Below are 13,315 nucleotides of genomic sequence, written 5' to 3' on the forward strand. Positions count from 1 at the left end.
GAGTGCGCGCACGGAGAGCGGGACCTTATTATAAAACGGTGGATTAAGAATTCACGCACCCCGTTCGTACCATTGAATCAGCCCGCCGAGTCGTTCGCAGCGGATGATGTTATCGAGTACGGTAGTGTTGTTTTGCGGTTGTGGATCGATACAAGACGGGGGTCGCGTGCCGACCGCAACGAGTCCAGCTGTTAACTCCTTGCCGTCCCATTTCGAAGAGGGTTCCTTTCGGGGAGGGGTCGCGCAGTCCAGTCGCATCGTCTAATGATGAGTGATGCCCAGCATCAACGCGGGGAGTCCGACTGCTGACGCCCCTTGCTAACGCTAACTGCCACGACTGTTGTCGACCATTCGCACGTCAAGGGGGGCCTGTTCGCTGTTGAGAGAAGTGTGCGTGATCCGATTTGGCAATGAAAAACTGATTCCTTGGTCTTCGAAAGCATGGAATACCGCTAGATTGAACGTTTCACCAAAAGCGAGGTAATCCCAGTAATTCGGCGGGTGATACCAATAGATCGCACGAATTGTGAATGCGGTCGGCAGAAAATCCACAAAGTAGACGCGTGGCGGATAGTCGGGATTCATCCCTTCATGGTTGTCGAGCTGCTCCCGCAGAATTGCCACGGCAGCTTCGACCTTTTCCGAAGGGGTATCCAAGGGAATGTGAATGTCGATCACGCGCTTGATGCATTGGCGTCGTCCGACATTTTCAATATCACTTCGAGCCAATTCGTCGTTAGGGATTGTGACTTGATGACTTGAGAGCAATCGAATTCTAGTTGAGCGTAGCCCAATGTCTTCGACCACTCCGTCATAGCCCTTGAATACGATTCGCTCACCCACCCGAAACGGCTTGTCGGCCATCAGCATCAAGGTGCCAAACAATGTTTTTAGCGTGTCCTGTGCTCCCAGCGCCAGCGCTAGGCCACCAATTCCAGCACTCGCTAAAAGAGTTCCCACGGGGATGCCTAAGTACTGTCCACCGACCATCATCACGATGACCGCTAGGACAAGACTCGTTAACTTCGACCCAATGCGTATCAATTGTGCGTTGAGGCCCTGCCGATTGACTCGAGGAGATGCAATGACCGTCTCGGCAACACGGTTGGAGGCTGCAAAGACGACAACAATACCCGCCAGCGTGGCTGTCGCATTTGCAAAGAAGCTAACAATGTAGAGAGGAGTTCCTCGGATCGTTAAATAATCACGCGCGTACCACTCGAAGAGTAAAGGCACAATCATGGCGGCGACTGGAAAGACAATTGTCATGCAATAAGCCAGATTTCGGCGTCCGCGCGTGCGTTGCGTGATCGCAAGATGCCATCGGTAAACCAATGTCATAAAAGCGACCGTAATTAGCAAAGCGACAAGGAGGGCTGGCCATTTCCAATTCGTTAAGTTGAGAGTGCGGCCAAATCGCATGCTGTCCGGCAACCGCCGCACTACCGCAGCAACGAATGGGTTGTGCGGCGTAGACATGTACCATTTGTACAAGTTCGGTGAGGTGAGTGGCCCATCGGTGCGATAAGGGCTTGCCTGGACGTCGCCGAAATAATCGGCTGCGCGATCAACAGTTCCAGTCGAGAACAAATATTCATGTTTTTGCGGACCTTCCTCGACACGCGCAATCGTGATCCGTGTGCCGGGGATCCTCCAGAATGAGAATTTTTCGAGGCCACCGGCGGACTCGATTTCGGCTGTGTCGGGTATTTCGTCCCAGGAGGGCAACTGATGGCGATCGAGAATCTCCTTTAAGCAGATTGCCGCCTCAGCGGCTCGCTCTTTGCGCTCAAATGCTGGAAGCTCGCTCGCATCGATGCAATCCAGAATCCGCGTTTGAACTGCTATATGTTGCGGATTATTCGAATCAAGGTAATGTTCGTTCTGAATTTGCTGGTGCAATTCATTGCAGGCATCAATGAAGCTCTTGAGCATCGAGCGCGGGCTTGACGTATCTGCAGCAGTGGGATTCATGCTTGGCTGTGCGTTTAAGGGTGCAGAATGCAGAGAAAAACACACGATTGACAGCAACACTATCCCGCTATTTCGCCACTTCATGATTGATGCCATAGTTGAATCGCTTGCGCTCATTCTGCAACTAGAGGTTTTTCGACATTGCTGCTTCTCTCATCGTCGGAGCGAGATCGCGTCACCACGGAAAGGGAACATGGGACTCTGACGCTTCGCTCAGCGGACCTATCTTCAAACTACGTGATTGGTCTTGGCGGTAGCAATATCCTTTGGGGCTTCTTTGAGCGATTACGTACAAGCCCCCGTGAATTGTCTGATTGTGCAGCCACGGAGAGGCGAATAAAAAATGCCGGACAACACCTTTGGTTGAATCCCGCATGATTTAAGGTTTGTAAGCTAAGCAGTTTTGCCTTGGTCACCTTTCAAGCTGACTTTTGACCAGCGCAACCTCCAGTGGATTTAGTGGAGTCGCCGGAGGTTGCGCCTTGGCGAACGATGCCAATCGGGGCGATGTTCAGCTTCGCGGTTGCGTGGAACCCAACACCGAAGGATCGTTGGGAAGAACTTGCCGAGTTTTGACGCACGGAAAGGCACAAAATGACGCCTGGCATCGCTGTGGCTCAAACCTGAAAACCGCTCTCTCGGCGACGCCTTCCCTAGCATGCGTCTACGCGTTGAATTCAGCTTTGCCTTGAGCGTGCAAGTATTCCTTAATTGTTTCCGTGAACGCTCGCGTTGCTACGGAAACAATGAGGCCAAAATATAATGTGCCGATAAATGCGAGGAAGACGCTGATGCACTGCCCGATTCCGGTTTTGGGTGTGATGTCGCCAAATCCAACAGTTGTCGATGTGATCAGTGAAAAATAGATCCCTTGCGAAAAGGGGATGCCTTCGCATTGAGCGAATGCTAAACCTCCTGAAAAAACCAGGAAAAATAGCGCGTTCAGTATGCCGCGGAGAATATGACAGTAGTGGACAAGATGAAACACGAAGGTCAAAAAACTCTTATACGACGTGACACCCTTGGGATTTTTATTGGCCATCTTCTGAATCCTCTTTCGGAACCACACCAGGGGCGGGCATTAGAAATTCTTCCAGTTGTGCGTTGCGCTGCTCGACTTTTTCTGGTGCTAGAAACGGATCAGTTGCAGCATCCGTCGGTTGATCGTCCACAGGCATGACTTGTGTTTCAAATCCGGGGTAACGAATTTGCCATCCTCCACCGAGTGCGCGGTAGACTGCAACCATATTGAGAAGTACTTGGCCCTCAGCTGCTGCCATCTGGTCCTGCGCACTACGGAGAGATCCTTGCAAGACGAAAATCGGTGAAAAGTCGATGGAACCTTCCTCAAACTGGATCAAAAGTAGTTTTAGCGATTCGTTCAAGTTATCAACGCCATTACGGAGTGATACGACTTCACGTTTTGACTTCAGAAACGCGATCAATGCGTCCTCGACTTCTTGGCTAGCGACCAGAACGGTATTCTGGTAACTCGCGATCAATTCCAAGAGTCGGGCATCCTGCAGCCGAACATTATTTGTGATCCGGCCGTAATTCAAAATGTTCCAGCGAAAAGAAGGGCCGATTGAACCCGCTGCACTAGCTGAATTAAATAGGTCGCCGAAATCTTCCGACGACTGGAAGACTTCGCCATTAAGCGAAATACTTGGAAAAAGGTCTGACACGGCGACACCAATTTGTGCGGACTGTGCCGCCACCTGTCGCTCTGCTTGACGGACATCGGGCCGTCTCCGCAGTAGATCGGCAGGAATTCCTACCGCGATATCCGCTGGGACCTCGGGGATGCCATCACCTTTTCCTAACCACGTCGAGAGGTCGGTCGGAGGGATCCCCAGTAATGTGCATAGGCGATTGCTCGCTTGGCGAAGTCCTGTCTCTAGAGCGGGTAGCGTAGCCTCTGTCCCGTTTAGATTCGCTTCGGCGAGATACACGCCGACTTTGCTCGTCTTGCCTTCGTCAAAACGTGTCGTTGAAAGCTGCAGCGATGACTCCTGTACCATGACGTTCTGCTTAGCATATTGGATTCGTTGCTCGAAGGTACGAATGTCAATGTACGCCGACACGACCTCGGCTAAGAGAGACACGAGGACCGCATCGTAGTCATAGATGGAGGCCTCAAGTCGTGCATCGGCAGTTTCCAGCGCACGGCGAAATTTTCCCCAAACATCGATTTCCCATGAGGCATTGAAACCCACATCCCATTCATCAAACGCTCGAATTGGTGGCGGAAGGGCAACCGATTGGCTTTCTTGGATTCGAGTAGCGTCGCCAAATGATTGCTGCACTTGCGGGAACAGGTTGCCTGCCGTGATGGCGCGGCTGGCACGGGCCTGCATGATTCGACTTCCAGCTTGGCGAAGCGTCAGGTTTTGAGCGAGCGCTGTCTGCACCAGGTTATTGAGGATGGGATCCTCAAAAACGGACCACCAATACGGATCATCAGGTGGCAGAGGAAGGACATGTTCGTTGCCGATGTCGATCCAATGCTCGGAGACTGACGCGGCGGGGGGGTGATAATCCGGTCCCACTTGGAATCCATTTTGAACCCATTGAGATAGTCCGCACCCGCTGGCGAGCATACAACTCACCCCGATGAAGAGCATCCGATAAAACAAAAGTACCGACAACTTTGAATTCCCCGAGGCTCAGAGTATTGAGATAATCGACTGCTGGACGTAGGGCGCTCTGCGGACTTTTTGCAATATCGCTATAATCGGCAAAACTCACCCAGGCTTTCACTCCAAGCAAGCGTGAGCTCCAACATAAATCAACCTATTGGAAAAAGATCCTTCGCAAAGCCTACAGATCTCCTGGACTCTCCATAGGCCGTGGTTATAAGATGATCGCCTGCTAGGTTCCCGTCTTTTTCAGGTCTTGTCGAAAAGCGAGCCATGATTCAGATACCGTCGGAATTACAATTCTTGGGAATTTATTTGCCCCCGTTTTTCCTGGTGTGTCTGTTCGGATTGTTTGCCACCGTAGCGATTACCCAGATACTGAATTGGACGGGACTGAGCCGATTCTTTTGGCATCCTCCTTTGGCGTTTGCCGCCATGTGGGTAGCGACGTCATCGCTGATTGGTTTAGTGATGATTTCCCCATAGGAGTTTACGATGCCCAAGGTTTTTCAATTCGCTAAGGTATTGATCCCCAAGCTGATCACTTGGTCGCTGGTGTCGATTGCGGCGTTTGGTGCATATTTCCTTTATATGCAGTGGACAGAACAGCCCTGGACAAGAGACGGACAGATTCGGGCCGACATCGTTAAAATCGCGCCTCAAGTGAGCGGCAATCTCGTGAAAGTCGCAGTTCGTGACAATCAGTTTGTGCACAAAGGTGACTTGCTGCTGGAGATTGATCAAAGCTCGTATCAGTTGGCAGTGAACAAAGCCAGAGTTGCTGTCGACCAGGCCAAAGAAGAAGTCGCCTCGCTGGAAGCATCCGTACGAGTCTCAGCCGCGAATTACGAAGAGGCTAAGGTAAGCGTCACGACTGCGAGCAGACAAATTTCTTCTGCGGAAGCCAGTGTGCAATCGGCAAAAGCGTCCGTCGATCAAATGAAAGCCGGTGTCACGTCCGCGCAGCAATTCATCAAGCAACGTAAAGCCGAGTTGTCAAATGCGCACTCGGAAGCGGCGCGAGCCAAGCGACTCGTCGAAAAAAAGGCAGGTTCTGTTGAAGATGCTGAGAGCACTGCCGCAACAGCGATTGCCAAGGAAGCACAACTTGCCAGTGCCGAGGCCGGTTTGATCCAGGCCCAGGCCTCCCAGACGCAATCCGAAGCAGCGCTCAATGAAGCGCACGTCAACCTTTTGCTCGCAAAAGATGGATTGTCGGAGTCCAAGGCTGCAGAGACTTCTGCCAAAGCATCGCTCGACCAAGCCAAAGCCAATCTGGGAATGTCCGGCGACGAGAACGTGCGTGTGCGAACGGCAATGGTCAGCCTCGCTCAGGCGGAACTCGATTTGAGCCGTACCAAGATTCTCGCTCCCTGCAACGGTTACATCAGCAATCTTTCGGTTGACGAGGGGACGTACGCAGTCGTTGGCCAACCGTTGATTATCATCGTCGACAGCGATACCTTTCGCGTACACGCCTACTTCCAGGAGACCAAGCTAAGGCATATTGAAGATGGCGATTCGGCAGTGATCACCTTGATGAGCCATCCAGACCGCCCGCTCAAAGGCTTTGTCGAAAACATCGGCAACGCGGTGAATCCTCCAAACATTGCTAACACGGAAGGGCAGCCCGGGGAGGTGCCTCAGATTCAGCCAACATTCGATTGGGTGCGACTGCCGCAGCGTGTTCCAGTTCGTATCCGTCTGTCAGAAGTTCCCGATGACATTCAGCTCATTTCTGGTACGACCGCATCAGTTGCAGTGCTGTTGCCCGACAAGGAGTAACGTGTGTGGCACCGCATCCTTGGCTTGGAACCATCGCGCACGTTGATCGCCGCCAAATCGACCTTGGCGATCGTCATCGGTTATGGATTAGGGCTGGGATTTGATTGGAAAGCTTCGTCAATTGCCACCACAATTATCGTATTGCAGACGGCGTCGCTGGGCACCACGCTGAAAAAAGCCTCCTTGCGGATGATCGGAACGCTTTCGGGGGCACTCGTGGGCGTGGTCATAGTCGCGACTTGCGCGCACGATCGAGAGCTATTCATTTTGGCGATGGCTGTGGTCGCCGCTGTTTGCGTTTGGGGGATGCAATCGAGCTCCCACCAGTATGCGTGGATGCTCGTGATGCTCACTTGCGCAATTGTGGGTTGGCCGACGGCGATGAATCCCGCGGATACATTCCATACGTGCGTTGACCGTGTGACCGCCGTGACCGTGGGAGTCGTTTTAAGCAGCCTGGTCCACGGCGTGTTTTGGCCAGTGACAGCCGGCCAAAACTTCGAGCGGAGCATGCAGGAGGTTGTTGAGGGCTGTCGCGACCTGGTATTGCTCATCCGTCGCGGTTTGCTGAATCAGGACATCGATGTGCAAGCCATTGATAAGATGGAGATCAAGCTGATCTCGCTATCAACATCAATCTCCGCCACTCTCAATGCGGCTCGTGTCGATTCCAAGCACATTCGTCGGCATTATCGCCAATACGAGCAGCTGGGCGACGCGTTAGAAGAACTCGTTCTGGCCACAACCGCCATCGGCGGGACAGCCACTCTTTATCGCGAAGTGTTGATGGTCCCCGCGGTTTCTCATTCAGCTTCTTTGCAACAAATGCTCGACACGTTGGACGACGTCTGTTCGGCAACTGTCCAACAGCTGGCAATGCCCCGTGACGGTTCCCATTACCAAGACGAAACCAAGGCCGCTTCCATTCTCGAGTTGCAGGACCAGACTCTAGCGGGATCCCAAGGAACCGTCGCCTTTCGTTTGTTACTCAATTCAATGCTCACCTTCCAGGAGGCAGCTTTACGTGTGCGATCGGCAATCGCCGAAGCCGAAGTTTCTAGTGCCGAAGCGAATGCGGCATCGACGATTCCGCAAACAGGTCCGGACACGAAAACCCCTTTCGCCAAGTCAGCGTTGGCCGGCCTACAGGTAGTCGCCAGTGCATGGTTCTTCGTATTGCTCAATTGGCCGCCGGGACTGCAATCCGCAATGATTTTGACAATGATCTTTGTCTATCTAAACGCGCAATTGCCAGTAGCGCTTACTGCAAGCACGATTCTTAAAGCTGTGTTGATGGCCTTGCCAATTGCGGCTGTCTTTCATTTTATCGTGATGCCGACCCTGGATAGTTTTATCGAGCTTTCTCCTTGGCTCGCATTCCTTTTCTTTCCATTGATGTATGGCCTATCCAGTCAAAACCCACTGAAAAGCATGTCGGCAATGCTCACTGTCAATTTAACAAATTCGCTGATCTCCGTTTCGACCACTCCGCCCCAGTACGATTTTTCTTCCTTTGCAAATACCTATCTTGGAATGAGTGGCGGTGTCGCCATAGTGCTATTACTGGCCTACCTCTTTGAAACTCGGAGTCCTCGTCGTGGTTTGCACGGAGCCTTAACGGCTTTACTCAAACAGTCCGCCGACTACCTCAAGGCGCTGGAAGACGATTCCCCAGGGCCGACCGCAGAGCCCACGCTGGCAAAAAAACATCGTATGCAATGGATGCAGCGTTTGGGGCAATTGAAGAAGTTGTCCGCAGCCGTGGATTACCGACAAGATCCCCAAGCCAATCGCGACCAAGTCAGTACCATGCTGCAATCCTGCGATGTGTTAGTCGCGAGACTTTTCTGGTCCTCGGTGCTCAGCGTCCCACCTCGTCGGGAGGCTAGGATTGAAAAACGGCCTTTGAATCGCGAGCATGACTGGTGCGCCGCGACAATTGCCGCGACCGCGCAGTCGCTCGGTGCGCTCCAACCGATCGACATTCAGCAGCCTGACAAGACATTGTTTCGTGACGGGGAATTTATGATGAATGCGGGACAATCAGCGGACGTCTACGAACCCTCACTCGAAACAGAAGATATGACAAGGGCAAAGTCCACCTACTACCGCGCGCTTGCCGAAGCCATAATGGATTGCCAGCGCGAGATAAATAGGGTCGACTGGAAGCGGTGGACTCAAAGTTACTTCTAGCAACGTCAGCCGGAACATCGAGGACCACAAAGGTGTTGCATGTCCGAATATCAAGTCCTGACCATCATCGCCGCATTCGTATTCGTTTACAGTCTGATGGCGTCGCGGCTAGAGAAAACACCGGTTAACGGGGCGCTCGTATATGTGGGCCTGGGAATACTCTTTGGCCCCAATGTGCTTGGCTTGGTTGGCTTCAACGTCGAAGGTGAAATGATCAGCCGGCTGGCCGAAATTGCACTCGCGATCTGTCTATTTACAGATTCGTCAAATGCAAAATTGCGCGTACTTCGACGCATCGAAGCAATTCCTTCAAGACTGTTGCTGATTGGCTTGCCACTAACCATCGTACTCGGCTTCGGCCTGGCTTGGTTGATGTTTGGAGACCTTGGCTTTTATGAAGTCGCCCTCATCGCCACAATGCTGGCACCAACGGACGCAGCTTTGGGAAAGGCGGTTGTTACGAATCCCGCTGTGCCCGCACAAGTGCGGGAGAGCCTAAACGTCGAGAGCGGTTTGAATGACGGCATCTGTGTGCCGGTGATCTTGTTTTTTATTGCGATGGCAGCCGGTTCGGTCGAGGTATCGGAATCTACCAAGCTTGTTTTTAAACTGCCGTTGGAAGTCATCGGAATTGGAATTGCGGTTGGCGTTGGACTTGCTTCAGTCGGTGGATTCGCTTTAAGGACTTGCGCGAGTCGCGGCTGGATTGCCGGTACATGGCTGCAGATGCCGATCATTGCGCTGGCCCTTACATGTTTCGGTTTGGCGCAGTGGCTGGGGGGCAGCGGCTTCATCGCATCGTTCGTAGGTGGTTTAACTTTCGGTGCCTTAACCAAACACCACAAAGAGGAATTCCTGAATGAAGCAGAAGGAATGGCAGACGCTGTCGCGATGGTGACTTGGTTTGCCTTCGGGACTGTCGTTCTTGGTTTTCTTCTCAGTGGTTTTGATTGGCAAGTATGGGTGTATGCAATTCTCAGTCTGACCGTTGTTCGTATGTTACCGGTCTTCGTATGCCTGATTGGAAAAGGCCTTCGGAGTGACACGCTGCTGTTCATGGGCTGGTTCGGACCGCGAGGATTGGCCAGCATCGTGTTCGTGGTAATGGTCATTGGTGAACAGTTACCAGGAAACGATAGAATCGTCGCGGCCGTGACCTGGACGATCACGCTTAGTGTCATATTGCATGGATTGTCGGCAAATCCGTTGGCTACGGCGTACGGTGCCCGGGTGGGCGACTCCCCCATTTGAAAAAGGCTCGCTGGATTCAAGCGGATGGACCGAAGGTGTATGGCGAGAAAGGTTCGTTTGATTCGTCGCCAAATCAGGCTGATCGCGTGGTCCAAAAACAATGGTGGACGGAAGTCGAACACCAAGAGGAGGTTCGCGAGAAAAACACGTGGAGGAACTGTTGTCGGAACTGATCGAAACCAGCGGCTAATTGGATTTCAAATCGGAAATTATTCAGGAGTGCGCGCACGGAGAGCGCGGCTCGTATAAAAACGGTGGGCCAAGAATTCACGCTGCGCGTTCGTACCACCTGGTCAGTCCACCGAGTCGTTCGCGGCGAACAATCTCATCGAGTACGATCGTATCGTTCTCCACTGGCGGGTCGGCGCATGACGGCGGCAGGAAATCTCGCGAAAAATGCGCTCGACCATCGTTGTAATAACGGACGTATTCAAGGACGAGGTCGTTCAGATGCTGCTCGCCGAAGACCAGGAAAATTGTCCAAGCATTCCTGCTTGATGCTTTGGATGACTCGTTCGCAGCGAGAATCAGGTTCGGGCTTTGGATCGGCAGGACCTTGAACTTTACTCCCTCGGCTTTGAGCACATCGTCGAACTGTGCGGTGAACTTTGTATCGCGGTCACGCATCAGATAGGTCGGCTGTTCGTCGCGATCGGCGGTGTACATCAAAAAGTTCCGTGCCTGCTGCGTGACCCACGCCGAATCCGGATGCGCCGTGGAGTTGCTGATAAAAATCTCGCGGGTCTCGACATTGATGAAGACCAGCAGGAAATAGTCCACGACTCCCCGCGGCGTGATGACACGCTGTGTGAAAAAATCACAAGCCCACAAGGTCTTGGCGTGCATCCTGACGAACTGTTCCCACGAGCCGCGAGACCGCTTGGGCGAGGTGTCGATCCCCTCCTCTTTGAGAATGTTTCGGACGGTTTGCCGGCAGATGCGGTTGATGCCCAGCCGCCGCAACTCGCCCAGGAATCGAGTGTAGCCGACGCCGGTTTCGCGAGCGATCTTACGGACCAATTCGCGGAGGACTTGCCGCTTCCGCGGTCGCCCTGGCTAGGCCGACTTGTAGCCGCGTCGCTCTTCCCGGACCCAGCGATGGAACATGCTGGGGGTGACGATGCTGATCAGGCGGTCGATGTCCTTGCCCAGCGGTTTCCCAAATTTGAGCAACCGGGTGCGTTCCTCCGGCTTGGTGTGAATTTCGCCAGGGATGCGAGCGCGGAGGATCGGCAGTTCTCGCGCGGTTCAAAAACAATGACGGACGCAAGCCAAACGCCAAAACAAGGTTCGCCTGAAAATCATTTGGAAAAACTGTCGTCGGAAGTGATGGTATCCAGCCGCAGTTGCGATTGCAATTTTCGAGTCTTTCGCCGTAGGCGCGCAACGAGAGCGCAACTCGAATTAGAGTCGCGTGTCAAAACATCACGCAGCGCGTTCGTACCATTGGAGCAATCCGCTGAGTCGTTCGCGGCGGACGATGTCATTCAGTACGATGGTGTTGTTTTCAGCTGGTGGGTTGGTACATCGCGCGATGCGGAATTTCTCTTCGTCGCGTTTTCTGGTGAAGCAAGCCTCTCCGCGGCAGTGCGAAGCGTTTATTTCATTTCTTGACGGACAGGGACCACCTTTCAGCACCGGCCAGTGAATCGGGAACAATGTCTCGGTGCAACCTCACCTGAAAGCTGCCCGGTGAATCTAGGCAAGCGTACTGTCATTCGCTCGACTTCCGTCGAGCTTGGGGGGTTTACCTTAACTCGAAGGTCGATTACCCTACCGATTCAGCCAAAACAGCAGGTACAAGATTTTATGGTCAATTAAAAAAACGATGAAAGGAAGCAGGCAATGGTTGAGCTGACAAAATTCGCCGGAACTCGAAGATTCCATCCGATTTTGAATGCAAAGCGACTCCCTTGTTTCCTATTCGTAATCATAATTCTCTCTTCGCAAGACGCATCTGCTCAAGATCCCGCGAGGCTGCAGATAATGAATGCAGGAATCAATCTCGGATGGACTAGTGGTATTATCGAGACGGAAGGAGTCACGGCAGAAAACATTGATCAAATCGGTGCAAACCTTGCCAACGCAACCGCCGCAATTACAGCCCTTGTTCCTCTCATCGCCTCTCCGCCTTACGACACCGATTCCTTCGTGAAGGTGAATGAAGAGATCAATCGCCTCTCTGGAAAGATCGGGGGCATGCCTCGTGACAAAGCAGCACACGAAATCTCGGCAATTTACCGGCGTCTCCAATCGGCATTACGAGTCTATCTCAGTGCCAGAACAAGAAAGCTGACGCAAGGAGGGACCTGTGATGCAAGCACGCTCGATGTGGGATACTATTTTGGGCGGGGGCATACTGCATTGCAGCGAGGAAATCTCACCCTGGAACGAAAATCTCGCGAAACGATGATGCATTCCATTCACACTGGAGCTGAAATCGCCAAATCACGTCCTTGTGTCTTTCCCTCTGATCAATATCTGAGCGCACCTGTCCTGGATACCCCCACCGTCGCTACATATGCATCATCGCTGACGGTGATTCAAAATGTCGCCGCCGTCGGAACGCTGCCCGCTGGCGTTGCTCTGGATCCAGCGGTAAAAATCCCCACCGCGGTTGCACCGAGTTCCGTCCCCACGACGACCTTGACAACGAGTCCTCCCCCCGACAACGGGAAAACTCCCCGTCCCGTAGTTCGCCCCGATCTATCCAAACCCTGGAGTTCAACCTGGGGGAACATTCACTGGAGCGAGAATTACTACGGTACAAAGTCCAAAACTCTGACCGGAAAACTTGTTAAGATCAATAACCGATGGGTTTTCTTCGGACGTTGGGGCCGAACAAGCAGCGATCGATCCGGGCAGGTCATGTTCACGTTCACCAGCCCCACATCTTTCGAAGGCTATTACACGGAGAATTCCAAGAAGGGAGGTTCCTGGAGGGGGGCAGCTCCGGATTAGAACCACGTTCAGCAATAGTTACTCCTCGATTGAACGCTGCTTATTGCTTCGACATTCTGGAGCCTTCGGCGCGAGTTCTTCGCACGACGCACGCACAAAAGCCCAGGTCGAGAACGCTGGCGAATCAGGCAGCCCGTTCGTACCACTGAATCGGAACGACGAGTCGTACGCAATGGACAATGTCTTCGAGTACGGTCGTGTATTCTCGGCTGATGGCACGGTGAACAGGGGGGCCGATGGCCGCAGGCCGAATGAGCCCGCTGGTCGTTGTTGTAATGGCGGACGAATTGCCGGATGAGGTAGTTTAGATGCTGCTCGGCGAAGACCAGAGAATTTTCCAGGCTTTCGCGCTTTCTATTAACCAACGGCCAAAAAGTTTTGGCACTTCCCTCTGTTTACACAAAGAGAGACTTTTCTGTTAACCCAAAATAGTGCGCGAGACGCTCGATCTTGTCGCGCAAACCCGAATTCGCGTCGCCTCCCCTGCCCCGCTCTCGCAATAACGTGCGCTC

The 13,315-nt window shown here is 52.9% G+C and carries 9 protein-coding genes; 5 read left to right on the forward strand and 4 right to left on the reverse strand.

What is annotated here, in order from left to right:
• Positions 1-324 precede the first annotated feature (324 nt).
• From Mal52_RS14670 to Mal52_RS14680, 3 genes are all read right to left on the reverse strand, one after another.
• Complete coding sequence (locus Mal52_RS14670; protein WP_197534928.1) at positions 325-1,974, reverse strand: mechanosensitive ion channel family protein; 1,650 nt, start codon at positions 1,972-1,974, stop codon at positions 325-327.
• A 664-nt stretch (positions 1,975-2,638) separates the two neighbouring features.
• Positions 2,639-3,016, reverse strand: a complete 378-nt coding sequence (locus Mal52_RS14675; protein ID WP_145376947.1) for a potassium channel family protein — start codon at positions 3,014-3,016, stop codon at positions 2,639-2,641.
• Entirely contained in the window at positions 3,006-4,598 is a 1,593-nt protein-coding gene (locus Mal52_RS14680; protein ID WP_338054797.1) for an efflux transporter outer membrane subunit, read from the reverse strand. The genes Mal52_RS14675 and Mal52_RS14680 overlap by 11 nt, the downstream gene beginning before the upstream one ends.
• A 288-nt stretch (positions 4,599-4,886) precedes the next feature.
• On the opposite strand from Mal52_RS14680, the gene Mal52_RS14685 reads away from it, so the two are divergent.
• From Mal52_RS14685 to Mal52_RS14700, 4 genes are read left to right on the forward strand one after another with little or no spacing between them, the layout of a single operon-like run.
• Positions 4,887-5,099, forward strand: a complete 213-nt coding sequence (locus tag Mal52_RS14685) for a DUF1656 domain-containing protein (RefSeq protein WP_145376949.1) — start codon at positions 4,887-4,889, stop codon at positions 5,097-5,099.
• A 9-nt stretch (positions 5,100-5,108) separates the two neighbouring features.
• A complete protein-coding gene (locus Mal52_RS14690) occupies positions 5,109-6,398 on the forward strand; it encodes an HlyD family secretion protein (RefSeq protein WP_145376950.1) in 1,290 nt (429 codons plus the stop codon).
• Between the two features lie 3 nt (positions 6,399-6,401).
• Positions 6,402-8,591: an FUSC family protein gene (locus tag Mal52_RS14695; protein ID WP_145376951.1), complete on the forward strand. Its 2,190-nt coding sequence runs from the start codon at positions 6,402-6,404 to the stop codon at positions 8,589-8,591.
• 39 nt (positions 8,592-8,630) lie between these two features.
• Complete coding sequence (locus Mal52_RS14700) at positions 8,631-9,842, forward strand: cation:proton antiporter (RefSeq protein ID WP_145376952.1); 1,212 nt, start codon at positions 8,631-8,633, stop codon at positions 9,840-9,842.
• A 267-nt stretch (positions 9,843-10,109) separates the two neighbouring features.
• On the opposite strand, the gene Mal52_RS14705 is transcribed toward Mal52_RS14700, so the two are convergent.
• A complete protein-coding gene (locus tag Mal52_RS14705; protein WP_145376953.1) occupies positions 10,110-10,862 on the reverse strand; it encodes a hypothetical protein in 753 nt (250 codons plus the stop codon).
• A gap of 966 nt (positions 10,863-11,828) precedes the next feature.
• Between Mal52_RS14705 and Mal52_RS14710 the strand changes: the two genes are divergently transcribed.
• A complete protein-coding gene (locus tag Mal52_RS14710) occupies positions 11,829-12,803 on the forward strand; it encodes a hypothetical protein (protein ID WP_145376954.1) in 975 nt (324 codons plus the stop codon).
• The last annotated feature ends 512 nt before the right edge of the window (positions 12,804-13,315 follow it).

Origin of the sequence: Symmachiella dynata (assembly GCF_007747995.1) — a bacterium.
In the GTDB taxonomy this organism is placed as follows: Bacteria; Planctomycetota; Planctomycetia; order Planctomycetales; family Planctomycetaceae; genus Symmachiella; species Symmachiella dynata.